Annotated in this window: 11 protein-coding genes; 8 read left to right on the top strand and 3 right to left on the bottom strand. The window is 57.7% G+C overall.

The window, feature by feature from the left end:
- Nucleotides 1–10: 10 nt before the first annotated feature.
- The 4 genes from ACYQ15_RS09465 (at nucleotide 11) to ACYQ15_RS09450 (ending at nucleotide 4,164) form a co-directional block, all read left to right on the top strand.
- Nucleotides 11–781, top strand: coding sequence for an MlaE family ABC transporter permease (locus tag ACYQ15_RS09465; protein WP_459937266.1), 771 nt, complete (start codon nucleotides 11–13; stop codon nucleotides 779–781).
- 2 nt (nucleotides 782–783) lie between these two features.
- Nucleotides 784–1,545: an ABC transporter ATP-binding protein gene (locus tag ACYQ15_RS09460; protein WP_459937265.1), complete on the top strand. Its 762-nt coding sequence runs from the start codon at nucleotides 784–786 to the stop codon at nucleotides 1,543–1,545.
- 36 nt (nucleotides 1,546–1,581) lie between these two features.
- The gene (locus tag ACYQ15_RS09455) at nucleotides 1,582–3,084 is read left to right on the top strand and encodes an MlaD family protein (RefSeq protein WP_459937264.1); all 1,503 of its coding nucleotides are present in this window, start codon (nucleotides 1,582–1,584) and stop codon (nucleotides 3,082–3,084) included.
- 93 nt (nucleotides 3,085–3,177) lie between these two features.
- On the top strand, nucleotides 3,178–4,164 hold the full coding sequence (locus tag ACYQ15_RS09450; RefSeq protein ID WP_459937263.1) for a hypothetical protein: 987 nt from the start codon (nucleotides 3,178–3,180) through the stop codon (nucleotides 4,162–4,164).
- A 103-nt stretch (nucleotides 4,165–4,267) separates the two neighbouring features.
- Here the strand turns inward: ACYQ15_RS09450 and ACYQ15_RS09445 are convergent, their stop codons facing one another.
- Complete coding sequence (locus tag ACYQ15_RS09445) at nucleotides 4,268–7,483, bottom strand: DEAD/DEAH box helicase (RefSeq protein WP_459939566.1); 3,216 nt, start codon at nucleotides 7,481–7,483, stop codon at nucleotides 4,268–4,270.
- A 414-nt stretch (nucleotides 7,484–7,897) separates the two neighbouring features.
- On the opposite strand from ACYQ15_RS09445, the gene ACYQ15_RS09440 reads away from it, so the two are divergent.
- Entirely contained in the window at nucleotides 7,898–10,045 is a 2,148-nt protein-coding gene (locus tag ACYQ15_RS09440) for a RelA/SpoT family protein (RefSeq protein WP_459937262.1), read from the top strand.
- Nucleotides 10,046–10,413: 368 nt separating this feature from the next.
- Here the strand turns inward: ACYQ15_RS09440 and ACYQ15_RS09435 are convergent, their stop codons facing one another.
- Nucleotides 10,414–11,025, bottom strand: a complete 612-nt coding sequence (locus tag ACYQ15_RS09435) for a nucleotidyltransferase family protein (protein WP_459937261.1) — start codon at nucleotides 11,023–11,025, stop codon at nucleotides 10,414–10,416.
- A 257-nt stretch (nucleotides 11,026–11,282) separates the two neighbouring features.
- On the opposite strand from ACYQ15_RS09435, the gene hydA reads away from it, so the two are divergent.
- The 3 genes from hydA (at nucleotide 11,283) to ACYQ15_RS09420 (ending at nucleotide 14,458) form a co-directional block, all read left to right on the top strand.
- Entirely contained in the window at nucleotides 11,283–12,701 is a 1,419-nt protein-coding gene (gene hydA, locus ACYQ15_RS09430; RefSeq protein WP_459937260.1) for a dihydropyrimidinase, read from the top strand.
- A gap of 148 nt (nucleotides 12,702–12,849) precedes the next feature.
- Nucleotides 12,850–14,058, top strand: a complete 1,209-nt coding sequence (locus ACYQ15_RS09425) for a methyltransferase domain-containing protein (protein WP_459937259.1) — start codon at nucleotides 12,850–12,852, stop codon at nucleotides 14,056–14,058.
- A gap of 97 nt (nucleotides 14,059–14,155) precedes the next feature.
- Nucleotides 14,156–14,458, top strand: a complete 303-nt coding sequence (locus ACYQ15_RS09420) for a hypothetical protein (protein WP_459937258.1) — start codon at nucleotides 14,156–14,158, stop codon at nucleotides 14,456–14,458.
- A 175-nt stretch (nucleotides 14,459–14,633) separates the two neighbouring features.
- Here the strand turns inward: ACYQ15_RS09420 and katG are convergent, their stop codons facing one another.
- Entirely contained in the window at nucleotides 14,634–16,829 is a 2,196-nt protein-coding gene (gene katG / locus ACYQ15_RS09415; protein ID WP_459937257.1) for a catalase/peroxidase HPI, read from the bottom strand.
- Nucleotides 16,830–16,864: the final 35 nt, after the last annotated feature.

The raw sequence follows: 16,864 nt of genomic DNA, 5'->3' as shown, positions 1-16,864 counted from the left end.
TGAGCCGGGTATGACCAGTATCGTCGCAGCCATTGGCGGCTTGTTCATCAGCGTCTCCCGGGACAGCGGGCGAATGATGCTGTTGTTTCTGGAGTCCATGTCCTGGCTGTTTAGTCCGCCATGGCGCTGGCGACTTTTTTTCAAGCAGATGGAATTCATCGGCGTGAATTCCGTCTTCGTCGTCGCCCTGACGTCCCTGTTCACAGGCATGGTTCTGGCTTTGCAAACATATTACGCTTTTCGAATGTTTTCCGCTGAAACCCTGGTCGGCGCCACGGTCGCTTTGTCCATGGCCCGCGAACTCGGGCCGGTGATCACGGCCTTGATGGTCACCGGCAGGGCCGGATCGGCCATTGCCGCCGAGATCGGGACCATGCGCGTCACGGAGCAGGTGGACGCGCTGTCGGTGATGGCCATCAATCCTGTTCAATATCTTGTTTTGCCGCGGATCATGGCCGGAGTGATCATGGTTCCGTTGCTTACGGCATTGTCCGTTTTCATCGGCGTTTTCGGAGGATACTTGGTGGGAGTGCAATTGTTGGGAATCCACGGCGGCATATTCATGAACAAGGTATATGAATTCGTCACGTTGAGCGACTTGTACAACGGCTTGATCAAGGCGGCCTGCTTCGGTTTGATTCTCACTCTGGTGGGATGTTACAAGGGATTCTACACCAGCGGCGGCGCCGAGGGCGTTGGACGGGCCACTACCCAGGCTGTGGTTCTCGCGTCGGTGCTGATCTTGACCAGCGACTACGTGCTCACGGCATTGATGATGTAGCCATGACCATGGAACCGATTATCGAACTGTGTAATGTGCGGAAGAGTTTCGGCCGCGAGCACGTGCTGCGTGATCTCAGTCTGGCCATTGCCAAGGATTCGGTGAGCGTGATCATCGGCCGCAGCGGCGGAGGCAAAAGCGTACTGCTCAAGCACATCATCGGCTTGATGCGTCCTGACCAGGGACAGGTGATCATCGACGGTCAGGACATTGCCCGGATGAGTGAACGCGAGATGGCGCCCGTCCGGCGCAAGTTCGGGATGCTGTTCCAGGAGTCGGCCTTGTTCGATTCGATGAACGTGGAGGAAAACGTCGCCTTCCCTCTGTTTGAACACACCCGCAAGAGCCGAAGCGAAGTCATGGATATCGTGGCCCAAAAGCTGGCCGCGGTGGGTCTGAAGGAAATGGGCCACAAGATGTCGTCGGAGCTTTCCGGCGGGATGCGTAAACGGGTCGGTTTGGCCCGAGCCTTGGCCCTGGAGCCGAAAATCGTGTTGTTCGACGAGCCGACATCGGGCCTCGATCCCGTCATGGCCGCCACGATCAACGAACTGATCGTGCGCACCCAGGCCGAGTTTCATGCCACCTGCGTGGTGATCAGCCATGATATTCCCGCGGCCATGAGTACCGGCCACGAGTTGTTCATGCTGTTTGAAGGCAAAATTATCGCCCAGGGCACGCCGGATGAGATCAGGCAATGGGATGATCCCGTGGTCCAACAGTTCATTCACGGACGCGCCGAAGGTCCGATCAGCATCGTCTAACGTTCCTATTGTTCATAATACATATGTGGAGAAAGCGTGACACCCGGAGCTGAAATAAAAGTTGGCGTTTTTGTCCTGATCGCATGCGCGGCCCTGGCCTACATGACGCTGAGAGTTGGTACGGGAGTGTTCCTGCCGGGCGATACATACGAGGTGGATGTCCTTTTCGACAACGTATCCGGATTGCGGACCAATTCTCCCGTGGAGATCGCCGGCATCGACGTCGGTCTGGTGGATTCCATTGCACTGGACGGCCATCAAGCCAGGGTGACTCTGCAACTGCGCTCGCATGTCCGTCTTCATTCCGATGCGGTGGCCACGATCCGGACGCGCGGCGTGCTGGGAGACAAGTTCGTGGAAATACAACCTGGCGGCGAGCCTTTTCCCGTGGTCGAAGACGGAGGGCGCATCGCCAGGGGAGCTACGCCGGCAGATATGGATCAGATGTTCACCAAGGTGGGCGACATTGCCGACGACATCCGCGTCGTTTCCCGCAGCGCCGCCAATGTTTTCGGCGGCCCCCAAGGCGAGCAGGATCTGCGTTTGGCCTTTGAAAGTCTGCGCGACGCAGCCATGGGGTTGAATGCCATGGTCCAGGCCAATGCGGAAAGCGTGGACTTCATTGTGCGCAATTTTCGGGATTTCTCCGCTGATATGCGGGATATCGCCGGGACGAACAGGGAAGGCATTGACCGCATCGTGGCCAATCTGGAGACAGCCTCCGGGCAACTGCAGACAACGCTGCAACAGGCGGGCGACGTGCTGGCACGCCTCGAAACCGGGGAAGGTCCTCTTGCCAAGATGATCAATGATCCGGAGATGGGCCAGGACCTGCAGGGGACCATGGCCTCTCTGGAGAGCATCTCCCGCAAGATTGACGAGGGCCAAGGCACCCTGGGCAGGCTGATCAACGAGGATACGACAGCCCAGGAACTGGATCGGGCCCTGGAAGGCATAAACAGGTTCCTGGCCAAGCAGGATCAGTTCCAAACCTCTGTGGACTTTACCAGCGAGTACCTGGCGCGTCACGGCGAAACCAGATCGGCGTTGACCTTACGGCTGCAACCCGCCGAGGACAAATATTACCTGCTCTCCGTTGTGGACAGCCCCCAGGGGCGGCGGGAAAAGAAGGAAACCCTCACCGAGCGGTGGATCAACGGAGAGCGGACCACAATTCGGGAAATTGAGGACAGGTACTATCAAAGCAAGATCACCTTCTCCGCCCAGCTGGCCAAGCGCTGGGACAACCTGGTCCTGCGCGGCGGGCTGTTCGAAAGCACCGGCGGGGTCGGGGTGGACTACTATCTCTGGGACGATCGTCTGCAACTGCTTTTTGAAGCGTATGACTTCGACAAGGACGTCAATCCCCATCTCAAGGCCGGCGCCAAGCTCTATTTCCTGCGCAATTTCTACGCCAGTCTCGGCATGGACGATTTTGCCCGCAGCGATCGGCGATCCTTCTATGCCGGGCTGGGATTCTACTTCACGGATGAAGACCTGAAATACCTGCTGACCAGCGTGCCTGTTCCGAATCTGTAAACCTGAATGCACGTTTCCCTGTCGGGCTCCGTCAGGGCTTACTTGCTGAAGACCGTGCTCAATGCGGGCAAATACCGTAAGCGGGAGAAATTGATGAAACGAAAAAAAAATATTGCTGAACAACCCAATGAAAGTGAATCTTTGATTCGGGTATATGCTCCCTTGTTTCTGGCCACGGCTGCGGCCCTGCTGCTGAGCCTTGAATATTGGCTGCAACAGGCAGGATATCAGGGGTTGTGTCCTACGGCCGGATGTGCCGTGGTCGGCACCTATGTCAAATACGGCGAGATCACCTTCATCGGCATGGGCGTGGTTTTTTTCTGGATTCTGGCCGGCCTGTTGTTCCTGAGCAAGCGACTGGACAAGGGGTGGCTATGGATGCTCGCGGCAACCGTGTTGACCGCCGGATTGGCTTTTGACGGAGGAATTCTGGGTTTCCAGCACTTCGGAATCCAGGAAACCTGCATTCTCTGTTATGCAGTGGGAATCGCCCTGTTCCTGATTCTTTTCGCCTACGGCTGGATGCGGCGCTCTCTTGCCGCCGTGGTCATGGGCGTTGCCGTGTGGAGCGCGGCCTTCGCCTCCCAGGCGATGTTCATCTTTCCGGATAGAACCCCGGATTTGCGGGAGACCGTTCTGACGTCCTGGCGTGCATCAGACCAGCCCGGGCCGCAACTGTACTATTTTTTCAGCCTGCACTGCCCGTTCTGCACGCATGTCCTGAGCAGCCTGGCCGCGCATCCGCCCCAGGGGGGAGAGTGGCACCTGGTTCCCCTGGATACCCAGCCGGCAGACCAGCGCAAATTGGCCGCACTTCTGGACCATCCCCTCGTCGCGACAAATCCTTTTCAGGCCCTCCTGGACGTGGAGCGTGAACCGGTTCCGGACATGGAAATCCTGCCTGAAGCCGTCGCGGCCGCAACAAATGGCGCAGTGTTTCTGCGCAACAGCGGATACCGGGGAGTGCCGTTGCTGATCGTTCAGGAAACCCCGACCAGACGGGTGACATTGCAGGGTCGAGATCCGATTCTGAATTACCTGCTGGAAAAAAGGTTGGTCCCGTTCCGATTGTTCTTTTGAAACGCGATATGGTCCGGTAATTGCCGGCAACAAAAAAACAGGCCCGGAGGTTTCTCTCCGGGCCTGTTTTTTTTGTATTCATGCCTCAAGCCACTGGCTTTATCTAGACATCCAGCAGCATTTCGAGATCGTTGCGGGTGATGTTCTTCCAGACGTCCTGGCCGGGGATGATGGATTCGGCCACGTTGCGTTTCTGTTCCTGCAGCTTGAGAATCTTTTCTTCCACGGTGTTTTCGCAGATCATCTTGTAGGCAAAAACCTGCTTGGTCTGACCGATGCGGTGCGTCCGGTCGATGGCCTGGCTTTCCACGGCAGGGTTCCACCACGGGTCGTAATGGATGACGTAGTCCGCGGACGTCAGGTTCAGCCCGGTACCGCCGGCTTTGAGGGAAATCAGGAAGAGGCGGATCGAGTCGTCGTTGTTGAACTTGTCCACCTGCTCGAAGCGGTCCTTGCTGGATCCGTCCAGGTAGGTGAAGGGGATGTCGGTGGTCTGCAGCCAGCCGCGGATGATGTGCAGCATCTGGACGAACTGGGAGAAGACCAGCACCTTGTGGCCGTCCTCGACGATTCCGGTGGTCAGGTCCTTGAAGGCCTCGAACTTGCCGGAATTGATGTTCGTGCTCACGCCGGGCATGTCCAGACGCAGCAGTCTGGGATGACAGCAGATCTGGCGCAGCTTGAGCAGGGCGTCGAGAATGGACATCTGGCTCTTGGCCATGCCCTGTTCGTCGATGTTCTTCAGAACCTGATCCTTGAGCTTTCTGGCCACGGCCGTATACAGTTCCATCTGCTCGTCTTCCAGGGCGCAGTAGTAGACGTTCTCCACCTTGGGCGGCAGATCCTTGGCCACGTCGGCCTTCTTGCGGCGCAGGATGAAGGGCTTGACCCGCAGCTTGAGCTGTTCCAGGGATTCCTCGTCTCCGTCGCGGATGGGCCGGACGAATCCACTGTGGAAGGCATGCTGGGAACCGAGAAAGCCGGGCATCAGGAATTCGAACAAGGACCACAGTTCCAACAGGTTGTTCTCAATGGGCGTGCCGGAGAGGCAGAGCCGGAACCGGGCATTGAGCCGGCGGACCGATCTGGCGGTGATGGTGTTGGGGTTCTTGATGTTCTGGGCCTCGTCCAGGATGATGCTGTTGAACTCGTATTTCAACAACTCGTCCATGTCACGGCGGAGCAGGGCATACGTGGTGATGACCAGGTCCGATTTTTCAATCTGCTTGAACAATGGTTCACGATTGATGCCGTAGATCAGCAGCCGCCGCAGCTTGGGCAGAAATTTCTGGGCTTCCCGGTCCCAGTTGGGCAGGACGGACGTGGGCACGACGATCAGGTTCGGCCCTTCGTGCTTGTTGTTGATCATGTGCTGGATGAAGGCCAGGGTCTGCACGGTCTTGCCCAGACCCATCTCATCCGCGAGAATGCCGCCGAAACCATACTTGCGCAGGAAGTTGAGGTAGCTCAGGCCCTGGATCTGATAGGGCCGCAGGTCCGCCTGCAGGTCCTTGGGCACGCCGATCTGTTCAATGCTCTCAAAGTCCTGCAGCTTGATCCGAAGTTCCTGCCAGAAGCCGTCGGTGGTGGTTTCGGGAAGATCCTCCAGAATCTTGTCCAGGACCGGAGCCTCGAACTGCTTGAACTTGCGCTTGATGGGCTTGTCCGGATCGATCCCCAAGGTTTCCAAACGATGCCCCAGGGTCTTCAGCCATGATTCCGGAAGCCGGGTGTACGAGCCGTCCTTGAGCTGGACATAGCGTTTGCCCTGGGTCCATGCTTTCCAGATTTTGTCGATGGGAACCCGCTCGCCGTCGTAGTCCACGGAGATGTCCAGGTTGAACCATTTGTCCTCGGCCTTTTCTTCCTTGGTCTCCAGGATCGCGACCACTTCGGGATTGGCCAGGCGGACCTTGTAGCGCTTCAACCCCTGCTCGCCGAACATGCGATATTCCTGAATCATCTCCGGGTAGGCATCCAGAAGGAAGGTAATGGCGTCCTCCGGCTCCAGGAACCACATCTCCGGGCTTCTGGCCTGGAAATTCATGGTGGACAGCTTGTTGATCAGCGCCGATTCCTTCTCCTGCTCCCGGCGCAGAAGATAGGCTTTTCCGCCAACCTGGTAGCTGCCGGTCTGCAGATCCGGATTAGGTGCGTCCAGGGTCACTTCGCCGTGTTCCGTTACGTAGGTGTTCTGGATTTGCAGGGTCAGGAAGCTTCCTTCCTCGTCCATGAACAATTTGGGGTCATAGGTGGCTGGTACGAATATCGGCTGCATCCGCTCCAGGAAGTCTTCCTGGTCAATCAGATCCGACGAGGGGATCTTGGTCCAGACCCGATCCAGAAACTCGGCGATGTCGCCATGGGGGACAATGGGCTGCTGTTCCACCAGGTCCTGGACGAGTTGCGGATCCAGTCCGGTCTGAACGGGAAGGAACTGCTGCCGCCAGCAAACCCAGAGCGGGAACTGACCGTAAAAGTAGAGTTCCTGACCGGAGATGGAAAAGGGAGTTTTGCCTTCCCTGCCGAGAAGCAGATCGAAATTCAGACCATCCTCGGAGAGCTTCGGCCGGACCTGCAGGCGCAGGGTCTTGCTTTCCACGCGTACCGGTTGTTCCGTGTCCTCCCAGCGCAGATAGTATTCATTTTTGACCCCCCACAGGAACCATGTCAAAAGGCCTTGAGGAATGTCGACCCGGTGGCCGTAGTATTCCAGGTGCTGCCCGATCTGCTCCGCGATCTGCGGCAGTTCCGGCGAGAGGTCGGCCCATTCAGGGTTGCGGATCAATTGTTCCAGAGTGACCGGAACCATGACCTGGGAAATGCCCGATTTGTTCTGGCGGGCCCGGAAAAAGGCCACCTGCAGTCGTTTCGGCTCGGGAAAAAACTGCATGATGAAGTATTGCTTGCCCGGTTCCGGCTCCACGTCCATGGCGAAGAATTGACGGAACGTCTTGCGCCACTCGGTTCTTGGCTTGGGCATGTCCTCTTGATTGTCGCTTTGCAATGAGGATAGAAGATGGAGTGCCGTGGCCGCGACATGCCTGCAAACGCCGGAGAAGGAGTCCGGGCAGTTGCAGAAGTAGTTCGTGGTGGGATTCTTGAGGTTGATCCCGAGTTCGGCATTGTAGATCTGGAAATCGTCCGTTTGGAATTGGCCGGAAATGTCCCAGTGGTCATTCATTTTTTTTAAGGAAATCTTGTGGGCGCCGTCTTCCGAGATCAGAGATTGTGCTCCGGATGCGATGTATTCCGGGATATTCTCCTGAATGAAGCGCTGCAAGGCATTGCTCACTTCAATTTCTTCGTTCCGGTTCATTTTTGTTATAGAATCCGTCATAAACCTAATGTTCCTTGTAAAATTTCGATCATGGCCTGGTCATTCGAACAAGGTCCTGATTCGAGAATTGGTCCATTTAATCAAATCCACGGATTCTCGCAAGAGGCATAAGAAATTTTGGAAAGCTGATGGTTGGAACTGCTCAGCGTTTCTGGGTCATGCCGGACTGAACTGACTCGTTGTTGTTCCGAAAGCGTAGCCCTCAATTGAGGTTCCCGCACTTCAAGTGACCGGTCATATTTTGATGACGGATCCTGCCTCAATCAAATAAATGAGACCGTAAATCAAGGCAAAACGGACAAATCACGCGAGATGAGAATTGCTGACAATCTCGCAAATCAAGGGGAATCGGTCTCAAGTGAATAATTGCTTTTTTTGTGAACAGGCAGAGCCATGATTCGTATCCATGAAATTTTGGATAAAGTGTCCGGCTACATGTCCGAAGAGGACATGAACGTGATTCAGAAGGCGTATGTTTTTTCCGCCGCGGCGCATGCCGGGCAGACGCGCCTTTCCGGCGAGCCGTACCTTTTCCATCCTCTTGAAGTTGCCAATTCGCTTGCTGAAATGAAGCTGGACAAGGCTTCCATTGCCGCGGGTCTGCTCCATGACACCGTAGAGGACACCAAGGTCACGGTGAAGGAAATCGCCACGGAATTCGGGGACGACGTGGCGAAAATCGTCGCCGGAACCACCAAGATCAGCAAGATGAGCTTTCATTCCAAGGAGGAAGCCCAGGCCGAGAATATCCGGAAAATGATCCTGGCCATGGCCGACGACATCCGGGTCCTGATGGTCAAATTGGCGGATCGATTGCACAACATGCGTACCCTGGAGTTTCAAAAGAACATCAAGCAGCGACTGATCGCCAAGGAAACCCTGGACATCTACGCGCCATTGGCCAACAGGCTGGGGCTGTATCGCGTCAAGGTTCAGTTGGAAGATCTCAGCTTGCGGTATTTGAAGCCGGACATCTATCAGCAAATTGCCAACGGCGTCCAGCAACATCAAAGCGTGGGGCAGGAATACATCAGCAAGGTCCACAACATGATCGAAGAGTTGTTGCGGACCAACAAGATATCCGGCCGGGTCAAGGGGCGGATCAAGCACATTTACAGCATCTACCACAAGATGCTCCAGCAGGGCCTGAACCTGGATCAGGTATATGACCTGATCGCGTTTCGGACCATCGTGGGGTCAATCAAGGACTGCTATGCCGTCCTGGGGTTGGTCCATTCCTTGTGGAAACCGGTTCCGGGCCGATTCAAAGACTACATCTCCATGCCCAAGAAGAACATGTATCAGAGTCTGCATACAACCGTCTTCGGGCCGGATGGAGAACGCATCGAAATTCAAATTCGCACCGAAGACATGAACCGTCTGGCGGAGTATGGCGTTGCCGCTCATTGGCAATACAAGGAGGGAGGCAAGGGCAAGGACCGGGACGCGGACCGTTTCTCCTGGCTGCGCCAAATTCTGGACTGGCAGCAGGATCTCGAGAATCCTCGAGAATTCATGGCCTCTCTGCGCATCGACCTGTTCCAGGACGAGGTGTACGTATTCACGCCCCGTGGCGACGTGAAGGAACTGCCAGAAGGCGCCACGCCCGTGGATTTCGCCTATCTGGTGCATACCGAAGTGGGCAACCACTGCAACGGAGCCCGGGTCAACGGCCGACTGGTTCCGTTATCTACACCGCTGCACAACGGGGACACGGTGGAGATCATCACCGACCCCGGACGCCATCCCAGCAAAGACTGGCTGAAGTTCGTCAAGACGGCCAAGGCCAAGGCCAGGATCAAGCACTGGGTCCGGACGGAGGAGCGCGACAGGAGCATTGCCTTTGCCAGGGAGATTCTGGAAAAGGAAGGGCGAAAGGTCGGCGTGAATATGGCCAAGGCCCTGAAGGACGGTCGATTCGACAAGGTTGTGGAGGAACTGTCCTTCAAGACTCGCGAGGATCTCTTGACCGCCGTGGGCTATGCCCGGCTGACGCCCAGGCAGGTGCTGCACCGGATGCTGCCCACTGAGGAGCAGGCTCCCGAAGTACGGAGCGAAGCTCCTGCTTTGCCACATGAGCCGCCCAAACCGACCAAATCCAGGGGGATCAGCATCAAGGGCGTGGACGACGTCCTGGTGCAGTTCGCCAAGTGCTGCAATCCTCTTCCGGGAGATCCCATCGTCGGATTCATCAGCCGGGGACGCGGCGCCATCGTGCATACGGTGGATTGTCCAAATGTGGCCTATCTGGAACCGGAACGGATGCTGGACGTCTTCTGGGAGGGCGAGCCGGCAAAATCTTTCCCTGCAAAGATACGGATCATCTGCCTGAACGAACCCGGCGTGCTTGGAGAAATCAGCATGCTCATGGCCAAGGAGGCCATGAATATCGATTCCGGCTCATTCAGTTCCAGGCCGGACGGGAAGACGGAAATGCTGTTCCACGTGGAGGTCCGGGACTCCGCCCATCTGTACGGCGTAATCGAAAAGCTCAGCAAGCTGGATTCGGTGGTTGAGGTGATCCGCCTGACGGAGCAGTAATGATTGAGGACGGAATTTAACTCCTCATTCATTTGCGCTCCACATAAAGTAGCCAATCCGTATCCGAAGTCGCAATCGCAATCGAAATCGAAATCGAAAACGCAATCGCAATCGGCATCGTCCAGTAATGCTTTTTCTCGAGTAACTATCAGCAAAGTCTCAGAAAAAGACCTGGATAGGGCCTACGCCGGTATGGCTGATGTTGAAAGGGGTTGCTCCAATATGTCATTCCGGCGAAAGCCGGAATCCAGTGCGGTTTATGACCAAATGGATGATGTGCTGAGTAGTTGTTGTCTCGATTTCGATTTAGATTGCGATTGCGAGTCCATTGCGATTGTTATCTTGGAGCTGTTTCGGCGGGACGTAGATCAGAACTTCTGGAGAACTTTATAATCCGCGACTGTATCCACGTCTTGGAGTACCCCCGGGTCGTCCACCTCCACCAAACGAAGGCGGGCCTCGGGGTGTTCCAGGAGCAACCGTGCTCCCGTATCTCCTTGCAGGTCCATCACCCGAGAAAACCAGAGTTGAGGAATGCAGACGGGATTGCCGCGCTTCCCATTATGGCACGGTGCGATAAAGCTTTCGGGATGAGTCCGGAACATGGCGGTCAATGCTTTAAGAGTGTCATGGCGAACCAGAGGCTGATCTCCCAGGAAAACAAGTGCTCCGGCGATGTCGGATTCTAGGGCGGCCAGTCCGGTCCGCAAACTACGGGATTGTCCTTCATGCCAGTCCTTGGCATGGACAATTCGCAGGCGCACATCGATTCCGTTCAGCACTGTCGTGATCTGTCGTGCGTTGCTGCCCACCACGGCCAGAACAGGATCGCAAACCGCCAGGGCCTTGCGCACCACGTGGGCGAGAAGAGGATTGCCTCGGAACGGCAAGAGCAACTTGGTCCCCTCTTCACCGCCCATGCGCCGTCCGGCTCCGGCAGCCAGGACTATCCCGGCAATCTTGATGTTTTTCCGCCACATATCGATTCCATCAGGTAGTTGTTGCCAATTTCCTGGTAACTGCTCAAAAAGATCTGGCGACGAGGTTTTCTGTGCAACGATCCCATGGACGCGGAGTGTTGTGTCCAAGCCACGGGGGCCATATTCCAGCCGGAACTTTGCCCTTTGTGCGTTACCCCGTTGCCGCACTGGGGTGCGGCGCTCCCAGGATTTATCCTCTTGACTGCCAAAAGTTTTTGAGCAGTTACATTTCCTGACCCCAAACACCGGAGCCGTAAATGAATCTTTTGATCCGTGGAGCAACCGTGGTCAACGCGAATTGTTCGGCTCGGGCCGACGTGTCCATCCGCAATGGAAAAGTCGTGGGCGTGGGCGCCGATCTCGAAGTTTTGCCGGAAACCAAGGTGGTCGACGCCGGCGGATTGCTGGCACTGCCCGGCGGCATTGATCCGCATACCCACCTGGACATGCCCATCGCAGGTACCCGGACAGCCGACGATTTCGAGCAGGGCGGACGGGCCGCTTTGGCCGGTGGGACCACCATGATCATTGATTTTGCCATTCCCCGCCAGGGGCAGTCCTTTCTGGAGGCATACGACCGCTGGATGGATTTCGCCCGCACGGCCACCTGCGACTATTCGTTCCACATGGCCGTGACCTGGTACGACGAGAGTGTGGCCCGTGAAATGGGCGTTTTGGCCCATGAGCGCGGGGTGAATTCCTTCAAGCATTATATGGCCTACAAGGGTACGGTGATGCTCGACCCGGAGCGGATGCTGGACAGTTTTGCCCGGGCCGCCGAACTGGGCTGCATCTGCACCGTGCACGCGGAAAATGCCGAAATCATCCCTTTTCTGCAACGCAGGTTTTTGGCTGAAGGGATCACCCACCCCAGAGCGCATCCCCTCTGCCATCCAGCCTATGGGGAGGCCGAAGCGACTCAGCGGGCCATTGCCCTGGCCGAAGCGGCCAATGTTCCGCTGTACGTCGTGCACCTCTCCTGCTCCCAGGCCCTGGACGCGGTTGTGGCGGCCAGGAGTCGGGGGCTGCCCGTGTTTGCCGAGTGCCTTGGCGGCCACCTGGCCGTGGATGAAGCGGCTTATGAACAGGAGGATCCGGTTCTGGCGGCGCGGTACGTCATGAGTCCGCCTTTCCGGTCGGCCCGGGACCGGGCCGCGCTGTGGAAGGGACTGGCTATGGGCGATATCCAGGTCACAGCCAGCGATAACTGTTCCTTCACGGATGCCCAGCGGGCAAACGGCTTGACGGACTTCACCAAACTGCTCAACGGAACCCCGGGGCTGGAAGACAGGATGCGGGTGGTCTGGGACGGTGGCGTGGCCAAGAGGCTTCTGACTCCGGAGCAGTTTGTGGCCGTGACATCAACCAATGCAGCCCGCCTCTTCAATATCTATCCGCGCAAGGGCTGCATCCGCCCGGGCGCTGATGCGGACATCGTGCTTTGGGATCCTGATGCCCTGCATACGGTGAGCGCCCGGACCCATCATCATGCGGTTGATTTCAGCGTTTTCGAGGGCATGACCTTCCGGGGCGCTCCGGTGGCCACCTTTCTGGCAGGAGTTGAAGTGTGCCGGGAGGGGCGGGTCTGTGCCGAACCGGGTACCGGCCGCCATATTCCGCGGCCGGTCCTTCATTCCGGCTTCGGGGGCATTATGGACATGCTCCCACGGGATTGAACCGCCTGCAAAGGACGCCACTCTTGCCATGGCAGAAAAAAGATCTATTGATGATCTTCCCTGACAAGAGACACAAGTTTGCTTGATCGTCGTGACACGCGCGACGCAACCTTTGAACCCAATGCATGGGTGAGCAAAGAAGGAGAAAGTGGCAAGGATCCATGAACAGAGTTTGATTTCATTGGAAGTGCAACTGGAGTGGCAGAGCCGGGAGGCTCGGCATCAAGAGCTATACCTGGCCAGACGAGTCAATCTCTGGCGGGACATCTTTCCGTCGAGGATGCGAGAGGCTTTGTTGAACAGGGAGATTGGCGGCATAGTACGCCTGGAGTATGCAGCCGGAGAGGCTGTTCCGGGTTATGACCCAAAGCTTGTCCATCGGGTACCTCGTTCCCAATTTGCGCGTCAACAGATCCGCGGCCGCCTGATTTCTCTGCTGAAAGGCCGCCATTATCCCAGGGGGATGCTGGGAAGTTTGCCCGGAGTATTTCCTCAGAATTACCTGCCCGGTCGGATCATCGACCTGGATGATGCAACCATGACCGTCAACCTGAACCATCCCCTGGCTGGATACGATCTGTCAGTACAGGCCAAGATTCTGGACGTGGCGGACAAGGTGACCGAAACAGGCGGTCGCTTGACCTGCTGGATGGAAGAGTGGGCGGACAATGGTCCAGGCATGCAGGCCAGGCACCAAGGCCAGCCCACGCAGTTCGGCACGCCGGACGGCCTACGCCGCACGGACGAAACCGACGACGCCCAGTTCTACAAGGAACCGAGGATGGTCGGCCATCTTGACAGCCAGGCTGGCGAATTCCTGAAAGGGGTCTATGAAGGTGCGCTTCCGGAACAGGCCAAGGTTCTGGACCTGATGAGCAGCATGCAGTCCCACCTGCCTGACAATCCAGCCCTGCACGTGACCGGCCTCGGGATGAACGCCGCGGAGATGAGCGCCAATCCTCGACTTGCGGAGCACCGCGTCCACGACCTGAACGCAGACCCGGTTCTGCCTTTTGCGGATGGAAGTTTCGATGCGGTTGTCTGCAGCCTATCTGTTGAATATCTGGTTCGGCCCCAAGAAGTGCTCAACGAGTGCGCACGCGTGCTGCGACCGGGTGGAAAGCTGCTTGTTGGCTTCTCCAACCGCTGGTTTCCGGACAAGGCCGTTTCGTTGTGGATGGATCTGCACGAATTTGAACGAATGGGGCTCGTCCTGGACCATTTTCTTGCCGCCCAAGCCTTTCAGGACCTCCAGACCGTCAGCATCCGAAACTGGTGGCGGCCCGAGGACGATCCGCACATCAACACCACGACCACCAGCGATCCGGTCTATGTGGTCATGGGTACAAAAAGCTGATGGCTCAGATAGACGAAGATATCAGAATCGGCACTGCCTAAACACTGCTGAGGCAAATAAACGGGGGGCAACCTCCGGCCTCGGCAGTTTTTCGATTATGAATAACGATTCCCGATCCATGGGCCCCTGTCCCATCTGCGGGCGAGCCATGCATGACGGTCCCAGCGTGGACCGTCATCACTGGAAGCCTAAATCCCGCGGCGGCTCCAAGGCCGATCCGGTACATAGGATCTGCCATACCAAGGTGCACGGTCTTTTCTCCGAGCGGGAACTGGCCGCTTCCTACTCGAATCCCGAGCAGTTGCGGGATCACCCGGAAATGCGCAAGTTCATCAACTGGGTCCGGCGCATGCCCGCGGAATACGTCGGCAAGAATCATCCGCCACGCCGGTGCCGCTGACGGAGCGTCAGGATCGCGTTGGTCGCCGGCCGACAAGCAAGATAGATTGAGCCGGCGCGTTCGATATCCGCATAACCCAAATATCGAAACACGCCGGCTCCTGTTGCTCTCTGCAGCCGTCCAACATTCCCCGACAGCTGCTCAACTCGGAAAACCTTGCTCTAATACTCCGTGATCAGGTCAGGTCGAAACGGTCCAGGTTCATGACCTTGTTCCAGGCAGCGACAAAGTCTTGCACGAACTTTTCCTGCGCGTCGTCCTGCGCATAGACCTCGGCCAGGGCGCGCAAGCGCGAGTTGGAGCCAAAAACCAGGTCCACGCGGGTGCCGGTCCACTTCAGTTCGCCTGTCGTGCGGTCACGACCTTCGAAGGTGTCTCCGGCGTCGGACGTGGGCTTCCACGCGGTGCCCATGTCCAGCAGGTTGACGAAGAAGTCATTGGAGAGGGTTCCGGGCCGCGTCGTAAACACTCCGTGCTTCGATCCCCCAAAGTTCGCGCCCAGGACGCGCAATCCGCCCACGAGCACCGTCATTTCCGGCGCACTCAATGTCAAAAGCTGCGCCCTGTCCACCAGCATTTCCTCGGCGGAGACCGTATACATCTTGGGCTGGTAGTTGCGAAAACCGTCGGACTGGGGTTCCATAACGGCGATGGTCTGCGCATCGGTCTGCTCCTGGGAGGCGTCCGTGCGGCCCGGGGTGAAGGGTACGTTCACGTCATGCCCGGCTGCCTTGGCCGCGGCTTCAACGCCGGCGCATCCGGCCAGGACGATGAGGTCCGCCAGGGAGATTTTCTTGCCGTCCGCCAGGGCGTCGTTGAAATCCCGCTGGATGGTTTCGAGGGTCTCCAGCACTTTGGCCAGTTGCCGGGGTTGATTGACTTCCCAGTCTTTTTGCGGCGAAAGTCGAATACGTGCGCCATTGGCGCCGCCCCGCTTGTCCGAACCGCGAAAGGTCGAGGCCGAGGCCCAGGCGGTTACAACCAGTTCCGCCAGGGTCAGGCCGGAGGCCAAAACCTTGGACTTGAGGTCGGCGATGTCCCTGGCGTCGACCAGGGGGTGATCAACAGCCGGAACCGGGTCTTGCCAGATTAGGTCCTCGGCCGGGACTTCGGGCCCTAGATAACGGGCCTTGGGGCCCATGTCCCGGTGGGTCAGCTTGAACCAGGCCCGGGCGAAATCATCCGCGAATTTCTCCGGATTCTGCAGGTAGCTCCGGGCGATGGGCTCATAGATCGGGTCGTAGCGCAGGGAAAGGTCCGCCGTGGTCATCATCGGCCGACGCTTCTTCGAGGGATCATGCGCGTCAACCACCATGTCCTCTTCGGCCACGTCCTTGGCCAGCCACTGATACGCGCCGGCCGGGCTCTTGACCTTCTCCCACTCGTATTTGAACAGCACCTTCAGATAGCCCATGTCCCAGGTGGTCGGGTTCGGCTTCCAGGCGCCCTCAATGCCGCTACTGATCGTATCGCCGCCTTTGCCGCTGCCGAAGCTGCTCATCCAGCCGAAGCCCTGTTCCTCCAGGCCCGCGGCTTCTGGCACAGGGCCGACATGCGACGCATCGCCGGCTCCATGGCACTTTCCAAACGTGTGGCCGCCGGCGACCAGCGCGACGGTTTCCTCGTCGTTCATCCCCATGCGGGCAAAGGTTTCCCGCACATCTGGTCCTGAAGCAACCGGGTCCGGATTGCCGTTGGGACCTTCAGGGTTCACGTAGATCAAGCCCATCTGCACCGCGGCCAGCGGGTTGGCCAGATCGCGATTCCCGCTGTAGCGGGTGTCTCCCAGCCATTCGGACTCCGAGCCCCAAAAGATGTCCTCTTCCGGCTGCCAGATATCCTCACGGCCGCCACCGAAGCCGAAGGTCTTGAAACCCATCGATTCCAGTGCGCAGTTGCCCGCCAGGATGATCAGGTCGGCCCAGGAGATCTTGTTGCCGTATTTCTTCTTGACGGGCCAAAGCAGTCGGCGCGCCTTGTCCAGGTTGACGTTGTCCGGCCAGCTGTTGATCGGTGCGAAACGCTGATTTCCCGTGCCCCCACCGCCGCGACCGTCCGCCGTGCGGTATGTGCCCGCGCTGTGCCAGGCCATGCGGATCATCAGACCGCCGTAGTGACCCCAGTCGGCCGGCCACCATTCTTGTGAATCGGTCATCAGTGCGTACAGATCCTGCTTCAGGCCAGCCAGGTCAAGTTTGTTGAATTCCCGGGCGTAGTTGAAATCAGGTCCCAGCGGGTTGGAGGCCGGCGCGTGCTGGTGCAGGATGTCCAGGTTGATTTGGTTGGGCCACCAATCGCGGTTTGAACGGCCTCTGGCGGCCGCATGGTCGTGTATCTTTCCGGTTACAGGACATTTGCCGGCTTCGCTCATGGTACTCTCCTTTTTTGTGTGAATGTTTGATTGGT

The sequence above is a fragment of the Desulfonatronum parangueonense genome (assembly GCF_054656975.1).
This window is presented reverse-complemented; position numbering and strand designations above follow the sequence as displayed.